The following is a 15,627-nucleotide window of genomic DNA, read 5'->3' on the forward strand; positions in this document are numbered from 1 at the left end:
AGCAGTCCATGGCGCTTATCGATGCCATCCACGCCCGCGAGATCCTTGATTCCCGCGGAAACCCGACAGTAGAAGTTGAAGTTCTGCTTTCCGATGGCCAGATCGGCCGCGCGGCAGTTCCCTCCGGTGCTTCCACCGGCGAGCACGAAGCCGTTGAACTGCGCGACGGCGACAAGGGCCGTTACCTCGGCAAGGGCGTCCAGAAGGCCGTTGACGCGGTCATCGACGAAATCGCCCCGGCCCTGATCGGCTTCGACGCCACGGACCAGCGCAGCATCGACCAGGCCATGATCGACCTCGACGGCACCCCGAACAAGGCCAAGCTCGGCGCGAATGCCATCCTCGGCGTTTCCCTCGCCGTGGCCAACGCAGCCGCCGCCTCCGCCGACCTGCCCCTGTACAAGTACCTGGGTGGCCCTAACGCCCACGTCCTGCCCGTCCCGCTGATGAACATCCTCAACGGTGGCTCCCACGCCGACTCCGACGTCGACATCCAGGAATTCATGATCGCCCCGATCGGCGCCGAGACCTTCTCCGAAGGCCTGCGCTGGGGCGTTGAGGTATACCACAACCTCAAGTCCGTCCTGCAGGCCAAGGGCCTCTCGACCGGCCTCGGCGACGAAGGCGGCTTCGCGCCGAACCTGCCGTCGAACCGTGCTGCGCTGGACCTGATCCAGGAAGCCATCAGGAACGCCGGCTACACCCCGGGCAAGGACATCGCCCTCGCGCTGGACGTCGCCTCCTCCGAGTTCTACAAGGACGGCGCCTACCAGTTCGAAGGCAAGGCACTCTCGGCCACCGAGATGAGCGCCTACTTCGCCGAACTCGTTGCAGACTACCCGCTGGTCTCCATCGAAGACCCGCTGGACGAAAACGACTGGGAAGGCTGGAAGACCCTCACCGACGCGATCGGCGACAAGGTCCAGTTGGTCGGCGACGATCTCTTCGTCACCAACCCGATCCGCCTGCAGCAGGGCATCGACTCCGCCACGGCGAACTCCCTGCTCGTCAAGGTCAACCAGATCGGTTCCCTGACCGAAACCCTGGACGCCGTTTCCCTGGCCCAGCGCTCCGGTTACACCACCATCACCTCGCACCGCTCCGGCGAAACCGAGGACACCACCATTGCTGACATCGCCGTTGCCACCAACGCGGGCCAGATCAAGACCGGTGCCCCTGCCCGCTCCGAGCGCGTCGCCAAGTACAACCAGCTGCTGCGCATCGAAGAAGAGCTCGACGACGCCGCACGCTACGCCGGCCGCAGCGCTTTCCCGCGTTTCAAGGGCTAGTATCCGCTGAAACAGCTGACCGGTGGCTATGGTGGAAAGACCATAGCCACCGGTTCTGTTTAACGAAATGTGCGAGCACCTCGGCAAACCGCAGGCTCCGTGAGGCACGCAAAGCGCAGCAACCCGCCAGGCAAGCACCAGGCATTACAGGAGTGTCATGGCCACCCGCCGCCCCAAGGTCCCCCGGGCAGATGCCCTGGGCCGCTCGCCCCAAAAGAACCCCGACGGCGGCCACGTTATCCGTGCCGACTTCGGCGAGTCCCGCAAGGCAAGCGCTGGCCAGCAGGAGACCCCGGTTCCCGCAGGGTCCAGACAGGCGTCCAATGCCAAAGCCGAAGGCGGCACCCAAAGCAAGGGCCAGTCCGGACCCAAGGCTGGTTCTGCGGCGAAACCTGGACGTTCGCTTCCGGGCGGGCCGGGAAACACCCCGGTTGTCGGCAAGGCATCGAACAAAACGTCCGGTGCCGGGTCCGCCCACCTCGACAAGGACCACAGCGCGCGCCCCGTGCCTGCGAAGGCGTTCTCCGGCCGCATGCTTGCCCTCGCCGTGGTGATGATAGCCATCACCATCATGCTCGCGCCCACAGTCAAGATCTGGTTGGAGAAAAAGGCGGAAATCTCCGGCCTGGAAGCCGACATTGCCAGCAAACAGGCCGAGCAGGCCAGCCTCCAGAAGCAGATCACGCGGTGGCAGGATCCCAACTATGTGAAACAACAAGCCCGGGACCGCATTAACATGGTTATGCCGGGTGAAGCAGGCTACTGGGTGTTTGGTGGAGACGTTCCCGCCGGAACACCGGGCGGAAGCACCAGCTCAGGAGCTTCCGGAAGCCCGTCCAATCTGCCATGGGTGGATGGCCTGTGGGAATCCATCAGGCGCTCGGCAACAGACTAGACGCGGTGCCCGCCGCCGTCGCGCCCTGATGGGCGCGGCCAAACAGGGCAGGAAGGATGGCAGCGCCAGTGGAAGACAACTCGGCACCTGCATCGCAGGAGTCCCGCAAGCCATCAGCACACGATCTCGAAATCCTCAGCCGCCAGCTCGGACGGCCGGTGCGTGACGTCGTCGAAATCCCGGCGCGCTGCGTGTGCGGCAACCCGCTGGTCGCCGCGACGGCTCCGCGTCTGAGCAATGGCACCCCGTTTCCCACGACGTTCTACTTGACGCACCCCGTCATCACCGCCGCCGTGTCGCGGCTGGAGGCCGGCGGGCTCATGAATGAGATGAACGAACGGCTCACGGCCGACGAGCCTTTGGCTGCGGCTTACAGGAGCGCCCACGAAGCCTATCTGCAGGCGCGTGACGAGATTGCCGGACGGGCCGGCACCGGGGACGTCCCCGAGATCGCAGGCGTCTCTGCCGGCGGCATGCCCACCCGCGTCAAGTGCCTCCACGTGCTGGTCGGCCATTCCCTGGCCGCCGGTCCCGGCGTCAATCCGCTCGGTGACGAGGCCATCCGGGCGATCAGCGAATGGTGGACCGCGGACCGCTGCTATTGCGACGGCGCGTGGGACAGTGCGGGGGAGGCCCCGTCCCGGGACCTCAGCCGCCACGGACCGCAGGGCCTGCCGGACATCGTGGGCCGTCCCGCCCCGGTCCGCAAATCCAAGTCCTCCCACGGAACAGAGCCATCAGGGGAACCAGCCGCAGGGGAGCTCAACGTATGAACCGGGTAGCTGCCATCGATTGCGGCACCAATTCGATTCGGCTCCTGATTGCTGATTCAAACGGTGCGGACGCAGGGTCTCCCTTGCGGGACGTTGTCCGCGAGATGCGCGTGGTGCGCCTCGGCCAAGGGGTTGACGCCACCGGCGAGCTTGCCCCCGAGGCGCTCGAACGCACCTTTGCGGCAACCGCCGACTACGCCGAGCTGATCCGCCATCATGGCGCCGGGGGCGTCCGTTTCGTGGCGACCTCTGCCAGCCGGGACGCCCGCAACCGGGACGTCTTTGTTGACGGGATCCGGGACCTGCTGGGCGTCGAACCCGAGGTCATCTCCGGCGACGAAGAAGCCGCCCTGTCCTTCGCCGGTGCAAGCAGCGTGCTGCCTTCGCGCGGCAAGGACCCGGTCCTTGTGGTGGACCTTGGCGGCGGAAGCACCGAGTTCGTCCTCGGAGACTCCGACGGCGTCATTGCCGCCAAATCCGTCGACATCGGCTGCGTGCGGCTGACCGAACGGCACCTCCGCAACGACCCTCCGACGCCGGAGCAGATCGCCGCCGCGGAAGCCGATGTCGACGCAGCCATTGACCTCGTCGCCCGCACGGTCCCGCTGGGCCGGGCCACCGCCGTCGTGGGCGTTGCCGGCTCCGTCACCACCATCACGGCGCACGCTTTGGGCCTGAGCGAGTACGACCCCGCACTCATCCACGGTGCCAGCCTGGACCTGGAGACCATCAGCGACGCGGCCACGAGCCTGTTGGAAATGAGCCGCGAGGAGCGTGCCCGGCTGCCCTACATGCACCCCGGACGCGTTGACGTCATCGGAGCCGGAGCCCTCGTATGGCGCCGTATCCTCCAGCGCCTGGCTGAGCTGGGAGAGGGCTCCATCACTGGGGCTATCTCCAGCGAGCACGACATTCTCGACGGCATCGCGCTGAGTATTCGTTAACGATGGGTATTCGCTGATGACATCGCCACACGGTTGGCGCCGCCGGACAGCATCGGCCGCGCTGGCCGCCATGCTGGCCGGGGGAAGCCTTGCAGGGGCCCTGCTCACTGCCCCTTCGGCGTTCGCCGACTCTTGGCGGGACAAGGAATACTGGCTCAACGAGTACGGCATTTCCGCAGCCTGGCAGGTATCAAAGGGCGCGGGGGTGAAAGTCGCGATCATCGACAGCGGGGTGGACGGGCAACACCCCGACCTCAAGGGTGCGGTGGTCGGCGGAACCGACGCTTCCGGTGCGGGCGATCCGAACGGACAGAAGAGCATCGGGGCCAAACCCGAGCACGGGACCCTCGTCGCAACTCTCCTGGCAGGGCGCGGACACGCTTCGGCCAGTCCATCGACCGCTCCCTCGTCTCCGTCGCCGACGTCGTCTTCTTCGCCCGGTTCCAGTGTTGGCCCGGACGGAATCGTCGGCGTCGCCCCCGAGGCCGAGATCTTGTCCGTCTCCGCTTGGCTCGGTTCGCCGAATCCCGCGGGCAAGACGGACCAGGAACAGATTCCCGAAGCTGTTCGATGGGCAGTGGACAACGGCGCCAAGGTCATCAATATTTCCCTCGGCAGCACCTCGCCTGATTGGCCCCAAAGCTGGGACGCGGCGTTCCTCTATGCCGAACAAAAGGACGTGGTGATCGTGGCTGCGGCGGGCAACCGGATCGGCGGAAACGTCCAGGTGGGCGCGCCCGCCACGATTCCGGGGGTACTGACCGTGGCAGGACTCGACCGGAACCGTACGGCCAGCGTCGATGCCTCTTCGCAGGGAATCAGCATCGGCGTCTCGGCACCGGCGGAAAAGCTGGTGGGTGGCCTGCCCGGGGGGAGCTATGAAGATTGGGCCGGCACGTCCGGCTCCGCGCCGATCGTCTCCGGCGTCGCGGCGCTTATCCGCTCGAAATGGCCGGATATGAGCGCCAAACAGGTCATCAACAGGATTGTGTCGACGGCCGTGGATGCAGGGGCGCCCGGCAAGGACCCCATCTATGGCTACGGCATCCTCAACGCCGAGGCGGCCCTGAAAGCCGATGTGCCCGAGGTGGCGAGCAATCCGGTGGGATCCATTGCGGAATGGATCCGGGTGCATCGGCGCGGGGACCTCAGCAGCCCCACGCCTCAGTCAACGTCGAAGCCGAGCATCCCCGCAGCCACTTTGGCGGATCCCACAGTTCCTGCGGCGAAGGCGCCCTCGCAGGCCGACACTGCGGTTCCGGCCGCGGTGGTCATCGGCTTTGGTTCGCTTTTCGTGGCGATCGTTGCGGGCGCCTCCGTCCAATTGAGGCGCGCCTACCGGGCCTCCCCGGAACTGCCCGACGAACCCGCGACCGGCGTGGTGGACGTCGTGGATCCGAGCGGCCCGAAATAGCCTCCGGCGCTGGTGCGTAGCTTCGGGAAATAGTTAGTGAAGATTTTCACAAGGTGCTGTACTCTATTCTTATGGCAACCACCCCTGAGCTCATTGACCGTCCCCGTGTTCTCGTTGTCGGCGGCGGATACGTCGGCCTGTACGTAGCACTCAAGCTGCAGAAGAAGATCGCGAACGCCGGCGGCATCGTCACCGTCGTTGATCCGCTTCCCTACATGACCTACCAGCCCTTCCTCCCCGAAGTGGCCGGCGGCAACATCGAGGCACGCCACGCCGTCATCTCGCACCGCCAGCACCTCAAGCAGACGGAACTCATCCAGGGCCGCGTCACCAGCATCGACCACCAGAACCGCACCGCCGTTGTTGCTCCGGCCGACGGTGGAGAGCCTTTCGAGATCCCGTACTTCGACGTCGTGGTTGCCGCCGGCGCCATTACCCGCACCTTCCCCATCAAGGGCCTCGCTGACGAAGGCATTGGCCTGAAGACCATCGAAGAAGCGGTCGCCCTGCGAAACAAGGTCCTTGAGCGCATCGAGCTCGCCTCTACGATGACGAACGCCGCCGAGCGCGCCAAGGCCCTGACCTTCGTGGTCGTGGGTGGCGGTTTCGCCGGTATCGAGTGCATCACCGAGATGGAAGACCTCGCCCGCGCTGCCGTCAAGAACAACTCGCGCATCCGCCAGGAAGAAGTCCGCTTCGTTCTTGTCGAAGCCATGGGCCGCATCATGCCCGAGGTCACCGCAGCCCAGGCCGAGTGGGTTGTTGAACACCTGCGCAGCCGCGGCATCGAGGTCCTGCTTAACACCTCCCTCGACAACGCAGAGGGCAGCCTCAAGCTCATCAACCTGCCGGACAAGACCCCTGCCCAGGAGTTCGAAGCCGACACCCTCGTGTGGACGGCCGGCGTGCAGGCCAACCCGATGATCCGCTCCACCGATTTCCCGCTCGAGCCGCGCGGACGTGTCCGTGTCCTCCCGGACCTCCGCATTGCAGGCGACGAAGGCATCATCGACAACGCCTGGGCGGCCGGCGATATCGCTGCCGTTCCGGACCTCACCGGCAGCGGCCTGCCGGACGGCACCTGCGTTCCCAACGCCCAGCACGCACTGCGCCAGGCCAAGCGCCTCGCCAAGAACCTGTGGGCCTCCCGCTGGGACAAGCCCATGGCCGACTACAAGCACAAGAACCTCGGTGCGGTTGCCGGCTTCGGCGAATGGAAGGGCGTTGCCAACATCAACATCCTGGGCCGTATCGGCCTCAAGGGGGGACTCGCGTGGCTGGCCCACCGCGGCTACCACGGCTTGGCCATCCCCACCGGTGAGCGCAAGGTCCGCGTGATCTTCAACTGGCTCCTGGGCATGACCATGGGCCGCGACACCACCCAGCTCCTGGACCTCGACAACCCGCGCGGAGCCTTCGTGGCCGCGGCCACCCCGGCTCCCAAGCCGGCCGCCGCACCCGCGCCGGCCGCTGAGCCCGCCGAGGCCAAGGCTCCGGTCACGGCTGACGCCAAGTAGCGAACGCCAAGTAGTCCCGCCGACGGCGGCCGTCTCCCACGCGGGAGGCGGCCGCCGTCGTCGTTTATCGGCGGGTCCTAGACTTGCAGCATGGCTGGCGAAAGCGATCTGACGACTCTCCTGAGATCCATGCACCCCGTGCTTCGAGACGGCGACTACGTGTACGCATTGTGGCCGCACGGTAAACCGCTTGAAGGCAATATCGAAGCCGCTGTCCGCGAAGCGGAAGGCCTCACCGTGGTGCTGCGCCGAGAGGAAGCCGGGCGCCTGGGACTGTCCTACGATTTCGTGGCGGCGTGGATCACTCTTCAAATCCACTCCGCGCTCGAGGCTGTGGGGCTCACCGCGGCAGTCAGCTCGGCCCTCACGGCAGCCGGTATCAGCTGCAACGTCCTGGCCGGATTCCATCACGACCACCTGTTGGTTCCCTCCGCCGAACGCGGGCACGCCATGGAAGTGCTTGGACTGCTGGGCCAAGGCGTAGTGCTTCGAACGGAGAGGCCGGCCGACCGCGAGTCCGTACTGGCGCTCACGGCTGCCGCCTTTTCCACCAGCCCGGCCACCTGGCTGCCCGTCGAAGGAGTCCCGGCCGAAGCGACGCTGCTGCGTGAACTCTTCGACTGCGATGAGTACCTGCCGGAGTTCAGCATCGTGGCCGAGATTGCCGGTGAGGTCGTAGGCCACGTCATCAGTACCCGCGGCTGGATCGGGGAGCTCCGGCTTTTGGGGCTGGGCCCCATCAGCGTCCAGCCGCACTTGCAGCGGCGCGGCATCGGATCTGCGCTCTTGCGGGAAACCGCGCGACGGGCCGACGATGCGGGCGAACCTGGCATCGCCCTGCTGGGCAGTACCGGGTACTACCCGCGCTTCGGATTTCTACCCGCCCGAAAGCTGGGCGTGATGGCCCCCGACGCCGGGTGGGGAGACCATTTCCAGCTGTTGCCCCTCAAAGCATGGCCCGACGGCGTCGGCGGAACCTTTCGTTATGCCGCGCCGTTCCACGGGCTCTGAGACCAAAGAGGGGAGTGCACTGGGTTACCATTATCCGGGCGCCCCAGTAGCCCAATTGGCAGAGGCAGCGGACTTAAAATCCGCGTGTTGTGGGTTCGAGTCCCACCTGGGGCACGCACGCGAGATGCGAACCGTGCCGCCCCCCGTGTTGCGCCAGCTTGTGCCGTGACAGGAATTTAACCCCGCGTTCATACGAAGGGTTGTCCGGGCAGGGGGGTGATCCACCGTTATTAGATCCTGACCTGCATATATGTGTTCCAGGACACATATTTGGTAGTACTCTCATGGAACATGTTCGAAGTGAAAGTGACTTCGGGCGAATGACCACGAATCAGACGCACCGCGGAGGCTATTTATGTACAGGAAGAAAGTCATTTCGGCGATTGCAGCAGCAGCCACCCTTGGCATGCTAGTGGCGGGCTGTGCGAATCAGACGGCCCCTAGCGGCACAGAGACCTCGGGTGGCGGCGGCAGGATCAATATCCCTGCGATTTCCAAAGTCGACGTTCCTGCCGGAGCTGTTTTGCCTGCAGGCGATGGCAAAGGAACATGCCCGTCAACCACCACCCTTGCCTATGCCGGTGCCGAGACAGGACCCAACGCCCAGCTGGGTATCAACATCTTCAACGGCATCCAGCTGGCCATCAACCAGCACAACACCGCGAACCCCGGCTGCCAGGTCCAGTTCAAGAAATTCGATACTGAAGGCGATCCGAACAAGGCCACTGGCCCGGTAACGCAGATCGTGTCCGAGTCGGACATCATCGGAGTGGTGGGCTTGCCCTTCTCGGGAGAATCCAAGGCCACCGGCAACATCTTCGAGCAGAAGGGCTTGGTGCACATCACGCCCTCCGCAACCAACCCGAGCCTGACGAAGAACGGCTGGACCACCTTCTTCCGCGCCCTCGGCAATGACGCCGTCCAGGGTCCGGCGGCGGCGAAGTTCCTCACGGACAAGCTGCAGGCAAAGAAGGTCTACCTCGTCCAGGATGACTCTGACTATGGCATCGGTCTGGGAACCACAACGTCCGCGGCCCTTGGCTCCGCGATGGTGGGGTCCGACAAGGTCGTCACTGGCCAGAAGGACTTCTCGGCCGTGATTTCCAAGATCATGAACGCCAAGGCAGACACCGTCTACTACGCCGGCTACTACGCAGAAGGTGCTCCCTTCGACCAGCAGCTGGTTGGAAAGGGATTTACCGGCTCCTTCGTGGGTCCGGATGGCGTGAAGGATGACCAGTTCATCAAGCAGGCCGGCGACGCGTCGTCGAACTCATACTTCACCTGCCCGTGCATCCCCGGCGAGCTGATCCCGAGCTTCGAGTCCGAGTACAAGAAGCTGGCCAACGCAGAACCCGGAACCTACTCCATTGAAGGTTACGACGCAGCCACGGTCCTGCTCTCAGGTATCGACAAGGGCAAGCAGTCCCGCGCGGACCTTCTCTCCTGGGTCAAGTCCTACGATGCAGACGGTCTGTCGAAGCACTACAAGTGGGATGCAACCGGCGAACTGGCAACGCCTGATGTTTACGGCTACAAAGTTGAGAACGGCAAGATCGTTCCCATCGGCGTCATCGGAAAATAACACCGAGCCCAGATGAATGCTGGGGGTTAGCATCCATGCCGACCCCCAGCATTTCTTTTGATTACATCAGGAAGTGCCATGATCAGTGAAGTAATTCCCAACCTGCTCCACTCGGTTCCCGTGGACGACACGTGGATCACCTTCGACGTAAACTCGTTCACCCAAAACTTCTGGAGTTCCACCTTTGACGGGTTGACCTTCGGGGCAATTTATGCGTTGGTTGCCCTCGGTTACACCCTCGTCTACGGCGTTCTCAACCTCATCAACTTTGCCCACTCCGAAGTGTTCATCACGGGCTGTTACGGAGTGTTCTTTACCCTCAGCGCCCTGAATTTCGGTCCCTCTGCTCCGAGGCTGGGTTTTTGGGCCATCGTGGGAAACCTTGTCCTCGCCCTCGTCGTCGCGATTATCGCCTCAGCCTTGATGGCAGTGATCGTGGAACGGGTGGCTTATAAACCCTTGCGGCAGCGCAAGGCGCCCCGCCTGGCATTCTTGATTACCGCCATCGGTGTTTCCTTCGCCATTCAGTACACCATTTACTGGTGGCGCGGACCGAGCCCGGAGGCTGCGCTCACGATGTTCCGGCCGCTCGCTATTTTCGACGTCTTCGGGACCATCGTCGATTCGCAGCAGGTGGTTATTGTCGTCGCTGCGATTATCCTCATGATCGCCACTGATCAGTTCATTAGGCGGTCCCGCACCGGCCGAGGCATCCGTGCCGTGGCGCAGGACCCGGATACCGCAACTTTGATGGGTGTCAACAAGGAAAAGATCATCGTGACGACCTTTATCATCGGCGGGATCCTGGCCGGAGCAGCTGCCTTGTTCTACGTCATGAAAATCCCGTCCGGCGTGCAATACAACGGCGGATTCATCCTCGGCGTCAAAGCCTTCGCGGCCGCTGTCCTCGGAGGCATCGGCAATGTGCGCGGTGCTTTGCTGGGCGGCCTGCTGATCGGTTTGATTGGCAACTACGGCCAGGTGCTCCTGGGTAGTTCCCAATGGACGGACGTTGTCGCGTTCGTGGTCCTGGTGTTGGTATTGATTGTGCGACCCGAAGGTGTCTTGGGTAGCTCGCTTGGAAAGAGTAAGGCATGAGCACAACAGACGGCCCCACGCTTATTCCCGATGATGCTTCAGCGCAGGAGATTGCCGACCGCGAAGCCAAGATGCGGCAGCGCAAAGGCTGGTTCCCCGGACTAAGTGACAAATGGAATGCGCTCCCGCGCCAAACCCAATGGTTGATCCTGATCGTCGTCGTTGTCATTGCGTACTTGCTTCCCATCCTCAATCCGCCGCTGATCACGACGGAACCGGGCAACAATTGGCAAATTGCACTCGCGCAAATGTCCGTCTATGCCCTGGTGGCTGTGGGCTTGAACGTGGTGGTCGGCTATGCGGGCCTCCTTGACTTGGGCTACGTGGCATTCTTTGCCCTGGGTTCATACACGGCAGCAATGTTTACCAGCCCGGATTCTCCGTATGTGCACATTCCCTACTTGTGGACGCTGCCGCTGGCTATGGCGGTCGCCATGTTCTTTGGCGTGGTCCTGGGTGTGCCTACTCTTCGCCTCCGCGGCGACTACCTGGCTATTGTCACGCTGGGCTTCGGCGAGATCGTGCGCATTTTGGCCACCATTATTCCGGCGATGAAAGGCCAAGTTGGTTTCCAGAACGTCGGCCACCCTCCGGGAACGGATTCAAGCGGCCAGCCAATCTTCCTGAACTCGAGCGGAACTCCGTGGTACTGGTTGACGCTGACCATCATCATTCTGGTGCTCTTGGCCGCCGGAAACCTGGAGCGCAGCCGCGTGGGACGCGCGTGGATTGCCATCCGTGAAGATGAAGACGCCGCGGAAATCATGGGCGTCCCGACGTTCAAGTACAAGGTGTGGGCCTTCGCGATTGGTGCTTCCGTGGGCGGACTCTCGGGTGCATTGTTCGCCGGCCAGGTGGGTTTTGTGAACAACCAGAAATTCGACATCGCCACCTCAATCCTGTTCGTCGCTGCTGTTGTCATGGGCGGCACGGGAAACAAGGTTGGTGCGATTCTTGGCGGTGCGTTGGTGGCATATATTCCGCTCCGCTTTACCGCGATTGCGGAGTTCAAGTATTTGATCTTTGGTGCGGCGCTGGTGGTCATCATGATTTTCCGCCCCGGCGGTCTCCTGCCGGCACGCCAGAGCCTCCTCGCGTACGGACGCTTGGCTTACAACAAGCTCAAGGGCGCCGTAGGCGACATCCCTCCTTCGGGCAAAGTCGTTTTGGAACCGGGAAAGGGGGCTGACAATGAGTGAAGCAATTGAACCGGATATTGATGTGGAAGCACTCAAGGAGCAGGGTGTGGACCTTGACGTCGCCGGGAAGGTAGCGCCTGAGAGGGACATTGTCACCAAGGTGGGCGAAGCCTTGGTCCAGGTCCAAGACCTGACGATCAAGTTCGGTGGCCTGACGGCTTTGGACAATGTCACTTTCGATATCAACCGAGGCGAAATCCTCGGCTTGATTGGTCCTAACGGTGCCGGCAAAACCACGTGTTTCAACGCCATGACAGGCGTGTACAAGCCGACGTCCGGAAAGGTCTTATTGGAAGGCCAATTGCTCAACGGACTGCCGCAGCACCGGATCACCAGGCGAGGCTTGGCCAGGACCTTCCAGAACATCCGCCTTTTTGGTGAGATGACCGCTTTGGAAAACGTGGTTGTTGGTCTCGATGCACGCCACCGCACGAGTGTCGGCGGGGCACTCCTGCGTCTGCCCACCCATGTCCGGGAAGAGAAAACCGCGATTGATCGCGGCATGGCACTGCTTGAGTTCGTCGGCATCGCTGATCATGCCCATTTCTTGTCGCGGCACCTTCCTTATGGGTACCAGCGTCGCCTGGAAATCGCGCGGGCACTGGCCACAGACCCTAAGGTCCTGTGCCTGGATGAGCCTGCGGCCGGGTTCAATCCCGCGGAAAAAGAAGACCTCATGGCCCTGATCCGGACCATCCGTGACGACGGCTACACGGTCCTGCTCATTGAGCACGACATGAAGTTGGTCATGGGCGTGACCGACCGGATCGTGGTCCTGGAGTTCGGGAAAAAGATCGCGGATGACTTGCCCAAGATTATCCGCGACGACCCGAAAGTTATTTCCGCCTATCTCGGGGAGCCTGAAGATGACCTTGCTTGAGCTGAAGAACGTTTCCGTCCACTACGGCCGGATCCAAGCCATTTCGGACATGTCATTCAGCGTGGATGAGGGCGAAATCGTCTCGCTCATCGGTGCCAATGGTGCCGGCAAAACCACCACCATGAGGACCATCTCCGGATTGCTGACTCCCTCGGCTGGCTCCATCACCTTCGCCGGGCAGGACATCACCAGGATGAAAGCGCACATCCGAGTCGTCCAAGGAATTTCGCAAGCCCCTGAGGGACGCGGAATCTTCCCTGGCATGACGGTGGAGGAGAACCTTGACATGGGTTCCTACGGCCGCAAGGACCGGACCAAGGTGGCAGACGATTTGGAGCGCGTCTTCGACTTGTTTCCACGGTTGAAGGAGCGCATCAAGCAGTTCGGCGGCACCATGAGCGGTGGGGAACAACAGATGCTCGCGATTGGCCGGGCGCTGATGTCCAACCCCAAGCTGTTGCTGTTGGATGAACCTTCCATGGGGCTTGCTCCGCAGTTCATCCGCCAGATCTTCAAGATTGTCACCGAGATCAACAACCAAGGCACCACGGTGCTTCTGGTGGAGCAAAACGCCAACCAGGCCCTCGCCCGTGCTCACCGTGCTTTTGTCCTGGAAACCGGGTCAATTACGCACAGGGGAACCGGCAAGGAACTGCTCGCCAACCCGGCGGTCAAGGAAGCGTACCTCGGCGTCGGATAGCCGCATGTGCCGGCACCCTCACAACAAACAGGGTGCCGGCATCAGCGGCGGTGGAACTTTCGGTGCGGACTAAGCGTGGGAATTGGTAGCGTGAACTATCACTTCGCACCCACGGCAAGAAGGACACCCACCATGGCACTCGGCGGCAACCCGATCTTCAACGGAAAGAATTTCCGTGGAGCCACACAGGCTCCGCCTGTTCCCAGCTACTCCCACGGCCAGAACCAGTACGGCCAGCCCCAGTACGGCCAGCCCGCCTGGGCGGCACAGCCGCAGATGACCAGCGATCAGCTGCAGCAGATGTACAACCAGCCCGCAGCCGGTCCGGCCGAGACCGGCCGTATGACTTTCGACGACGTCATCGTCAAGACGGCAGCCTGCCTTGCGGTGCTGTTGCTTGGCGCAGCCGTCACGTTGTTCGTGGCTCCCGGCACGGCAAGTCTCCTCATGATTGTCGGCGCGTTGGGCGGCTTCGCCCTGGGCATGGTCAACTCCTTCAAGAAGCAGCCGTCCCCGGCACTGATCCTGACTTACGCCGGCCTTGAGGGCTTGTTCCTCGGAGGCCTGACCCGCCTCCTGGATGGCATGTTCCCGGGCGTTGGCCTGCAGGCAGTCATCGGCACCCTTGCCGTCTTCGGCGTAACGTTGGCTCTCTTCAAGAGCGGCAAGGTGCGCGCCACACCCAAGGCAATTCGCTTCTTCATGATCGCCACGCTCGGCTACCTCGTCTTCGCAGTCATCAACATGGTCCTGGTGTGGACCGGCGCCGTCCAGTCGCCGTTCGGCCTGAGCAGCAGCGTGCACATCTTCGGCATCCCGTTGGGCGTTTTCATCGGCATCCTGGCTATCGGCCTGGCCGCGTTCTCCCTCGTCATGGACTTCACGAGCATCGAACAGGGTGTCCGGCAGGGTGCTCCGGAGAAATACTCCTGGACGGCCGCTTTCGGCCTGACCGTCACACTCGTGTGGCTCTACGTGGAGATCATCCGCCTACTGGCGATCCTGCGCGGCGACGACTAACGCGGGGAGGTCTTCGAGCGGCTTACGACAGCCGTTCGAAGACCACCGCCATGCCCTGTCCGCCACCGACGCAGAGGGTCGCCAGTCCCAAGGTGCCATCCCGTTCGCGGAGGCCATTGAGCAAGGTAGTGGTCATTCGGGCGCCTGTCATGCCAAACGGGTGGCCAAGGGCGATGGCGCCGCCATGAACGTTGAGCTTCTCGGGATCGATGCCTAGCTCGCGGGCGCTCGCCACCACCTGGACGGCGAAGGCTTCGTTGAGTTCCACGAGGTCAATGTCTGCCATGCTCAGCCCCGCCAAGGCCAGGGCCCGGCGGGACGATTCCACGGGTCCCATGCCCATGAGCTCCGGGGAAAGTGCGCTGACGCCTGTGGAGACGATGCGTGCCAGCGGTTCGAGGCCAAGCTCCCGGGCCCTGAAATCGCTCATGACCACGACGGCGGCGGCGCCATCGTTGAGCGGGCATGCATTCCCCGCGGTCACGGTCCCTTCCTTGCGGAAGACCGGCTCCAAGGCGCTGACGGCTTCAAGGGTGACGCCGGCGCGGGGTGAATCGTCGCGCTCCACCACGGTGCCGTCCTTGCGGGTGTACGGCGTGATCTCCCGGGCGTAGAAACCGGAGGCAATGGCCGCCTCAGCGCGGTTCTGGCTCCGGACCGCCCACAGATCCTGCTCCGCCCGGCTGATTCCGTGGCTCGTGGCGACGTTCTCGGCTGTCTGTCCCATCGCGATGTAGACGTCCGGCATCCGTCCGCCCATGCGGGGATCCGTCCACGGCGTGTTGGACGCGGCCCGGGCCGCCGTGCGGGCACGCGCCGCTTCAAACAGGGGGTTATGCAGGCTGGTGTCCGTTTCCCCTGCCCCGACCCAGCTCTGGTAACGGGACACCGACTCAACCCCCGCCGAGACGAAGGCATGGCCTTCCCCGGAGCTGATCGCGTGGAACGCCATCCGCAGGGTCTGCAGGCTCGAGGCGCAGAAGCGGTTGATCGTGGCCGCGGGGACAGTGTCCAGGCCTGCCAGGACGGTCACCACCCGGGCCATGTTCGAACCGGCTTCGCCACTGGGCTCGGCGCAGCCAAGGTAGAGGTCATCGAGGCCACGGCCATCGAGTGCTCCCGGATCGAATGCCGGAATTTTTGCCAGCGCAGCAGTCACCATCGCCGCCGCGAGGTCGTCAGGACGTTCGTCCTTGAGGGACCCCTTGAAGGCCCGTCCAATGGGGCTTCTGGCGGTGGAAACGATGACGGCCTCAGTCATGCCCCCAGCTTACGCCGGGGCCCGCTCGCCGAAGGCGGCGA

General features: G+C 63.4%; 14 protein-coding genes and 1 tRNA gene. 14 read left to right on the forward strand and 1 reads right to left on the reverse strand.

Features of this window, described 5'->3' with window-relative positions; translation table 11 throughout:
• Positions 1-8 precede the first annotated feature (8 nt).
• The 14 genes from eno (at position 9) to ABH924_RS07010 (ending at position 14,325) form a co-directional block, all read left to right on the forward strand.
• Complete coding sequence (eno, locus tag ABH924_RS06945) at positions 9-1,289, forward strand: phosphopyruvate hydratase (protein ID WP_404497794.1); 1,281 nt, start codon at positions 9-11, stop codon at positions 1,287-1,289.
• 157 nt (positions 1,290-1,446) lie between these two features.
• Positions 1,447-2,184 carry a septum formation initiator family protein gene (locus ABH924_RS06950; protein WP_404497795.1) on the forward strand — a complete coding sequence of 246 codons (738 nt, stop codon included), beginning with the start codon at positions 1,447-1,449 and terminating at the stop codon, positions 2,182-2,184.
• Positions 2,185-2,240: 56 nt separating this feature from the next.
• Entirely contained in the window at positions 2,241-2,957 is a 717-nt protein-coding gene (locus ABH924_RS06955) for a DUF501 domain-containing protein (protein WP_404497796.1), read from the forward strand.
• Entirely contained in the window at positions 2,954-3,901 is a 948-nt protein-coding gene (locus tag ABH924_RS06960) for an exopolyphosphatase (RefSeq protein WP_404497797.1), read from the forward strand. Before ABH924_RS06955 ends, ABH924_RS06960 begins: the two co-directional genes overlap by 4 nt.
• 16 nt (positions 3,902-3,917) lie before the next feature.
• Positions 3,918-5,315 (forward strand): S8 family serine peptidase, encoded by a 1,398-nt coding sequence (locus ABH924_RS06965; RefSeq protein ID WP_404497798.1) that lies wholly within the window; start codon positions 3,918-3,920, stop codon positions 5,313-5,315.
• A gap of 71 nt (positions 5,316-5,386) precedes the next feature.
• Positions 5,387-6,832 (forward strand): NAD(P)/FAD-dependent oxidoreductase, encoded by a 1,446-nt coding sequence (locus ABH924_RS06970; protein ID WP_404497799.1) that lies wholly within the window; start codon positions 5,387-5,389, stop codon positions 6,830-6,832.
• Between the two features lie 90 nt (positions 6,833-6,922).
• Positions 6,923-7,843, forward strand: a complete 921-nt coding sequence (locus ABH924_RS06975; RefSeq protein ID WP_404497800.1) for an N-acetyltransferase — start codon at positions 6,923-6,925, stop codon at positions 7,841-7,843.
• 40 nt (positions 7,844-7,883) lie between these two features.
• Positions 7,884-7,957 (forward strand) — tRNA-Leu (locus ABH924_RS06980).
• 241 nt (positions 7,958-8,198) lie between these two features.
• A complete protein-coding gene (locus ABH924_RS06985) occupies positions 8,199-9,428 on the forward strand; it encodes a branched-chain amino acid ABC transporter substrate-binding protein (RefSeq protein WP_234751304.1) in 1,230 nt (409 codons plus the stop codon).
• 78 nt (positions 9,429-9,506) lie between these two features.
• A complete protein-coding gene (locus tag ABH924_RS06990; RefSeq protein WP_234751305.1) occupies positions 9,507-10,526 on the forward strand; it encodes a branched-chain amino acid ABC transporter permease in 1,020 nt (339 codons plus the stop codon).
• The gene (locus tag ABH924_RS06995; RefSeq protein ID WP_234751306.1) at positions 10,523-11,725 is read left to right on the forward strand and encodes a branched-chain amino acid ABC transporter permease; all 1,203 of its coding nucleotides are present in this window, start codon (positions 10,523-10,525) and stop codon (positions 11,723-11,725) included. The genes ABH924_RS06990 and ABH924_RS06995 overlap by 4 nt, the downstream gene beginning before the upstream one ends.
• Positions 11,718-12,605: an ABC transporter ATP-binding protein gene (locus ABH924_RS07000; RefSeq protein WP_404497801.1), complete on the forward strand. Its 888-nt coding sequence runs from the start codon at positions 11,718-11,720 to the stop codon at positions 12,603-12,605. The genes ABH924_RS06995 and ABH924_RS07000 overlap by 8 nt, the downstream gene beginning before the upstream one ends.
• A complete protein-coding gene (locus ABH924_RS07005; protein WP_372460937.1) occupies positions 12,598-13,305 on the forward strand; it encodes an ABC transporter ATP-binding protein in 708 nt (235 codons plus the stop codon). The genes ABH924_RS07000 and ABH924_RS07005 overlap by 8 nt, the downstream gene beginning before the upstream one ends.
• A 132-nt stretch (positions 13,306-13,437) precedes the next feature.
• Entirely contained in the window at positions 13,438-14,325 is an 888-nt protein-coding gene (locus ABH924_RS07010) for a Bax inhibitor-1/YccA family protein (RefSeq protein ID WP_404497802.1), read from the forward strand.
• Between the two features lie 22 nt (positions 14,326-14,347).
• Here the strand turns inward: ABH924_RS07010 and ABH924_RS07015 are convergent, their stop codons facing one another.
• Complete coding sequence (locus ABH924_RS07015; RefSeq protein WP_404497803.1) at positions 14,348-15,586, reverse strand: acetyl-CoA C-acetyltransferase; 1,239 nt, start codon at positions 15,584-15,586, stop codon at positions 14,348-14,350.
• Between the last annotated feature and the right edge of the window lie 41 nt (positions 15,587-15,627).

Source organism: Arthrobacter sp. GAS37, assembly GCF_044908325.1.
Lineage (GTDB): Bacteria > Actinomycetota > Actinomycetes > Actinomycetales > Micrococcaceae > Arthrobacter > Arthrobacter ramosus.

Excerpts from the sequence above, each read along its gene's own strand:
- ABH924_RS07000 (WP_404497801.1), top strand. The coding sequence starts at position 11,718 with ATGAGTGAAGCAATTGAACCGGATATTGATGTGGAAGCACTCAAGGAG.
- ABH924_RS06990 (WP_234751305.1), top strand. The coding sequence starts at position 9,507 with ATGATCAGTGAAGTAATTCCCAACCTGCTCCACTCGGTTCCCGTGGAC.
- ABH924_RS06960 (WP_404497797.1), top strand. The coding sequence starts at position 2,954 with ATGAACCGGGTAGCTGCCATCGATTGCGGCACCAATTCGATTCGGCTC.
- ABH924_RS06955 (WP_404497796.1), top strand. The coding sequence starts at position 2,241 with ATGGCAGCGCCAGTGGAAGACAACTCGGCACCTGCATCGCAGGAGTCC.
- ABH924_RS06995 (WP_234751306.1), top strand. The coding sequence starts at position 10,523 with ATGAGCACAACAGACGGCCCCACGCTTATTCCCGATGATGCTTCAGCG.
- ABH924_RS06965 (WP_404497798.1), top strand. The coding sequence starts at position 3,918 with ATGACATCGCCACACGGTTGGCGCCGCCGGACAGCATCGGCCGCGCTG.
- ABH924_RS06985 (WP_234751304.1), top strand. The coding sequence starts at position 8,199 with ATGTACAGGAAGAAAGTCATTTCGGCGATTGCAGCAGCAGCCACCCTT.
- ABH924_RS07015 (WP_404497803.1), bottom strand. The coding sequence starts at position 15,586 with ATGACTGAGGCCGTCATCGTTTCCACCGCCAGAAGCCCCATTGGACGG.
- eno (WP_404497794.1), top strand. The coding sequence starts at position 9 with ATGGCGCTTATCGATGCCATCCACGCCCGCGAGATCCTTGATTCCCGC.
- ABH924_RS06975 (WP_404497800.1), top strand. The coding sequence starts at position 6,923 with ATGGCTGGCGAAAGCGATCTGACGACTCTCCTGAGATCCATGCACCCC.
- ABH924_RS06950 (WP_404497795.1), top strand. The coding sequence starts at position 1,447 with ATGGCCACCCGCCGCCCCAAGGTCCCCCGGGCAGATGCCCTGGGCCGC.
- ABH924_RS07010 (WP_404497802.1), top strand. The coding sequence starts at position 13,438 with ATGGCACTCGGCGGCAACCCGATCTTCAACGGAAAGAATTTCCGTGGA.
- ABH924_RS06970 (WP_404497799.1), top strand. The coding sequence starts at position 5,387 with ATGGCAACCACCCCTGAGCTCATTGACCGTCCCCGTGTTCTCGTTGTC.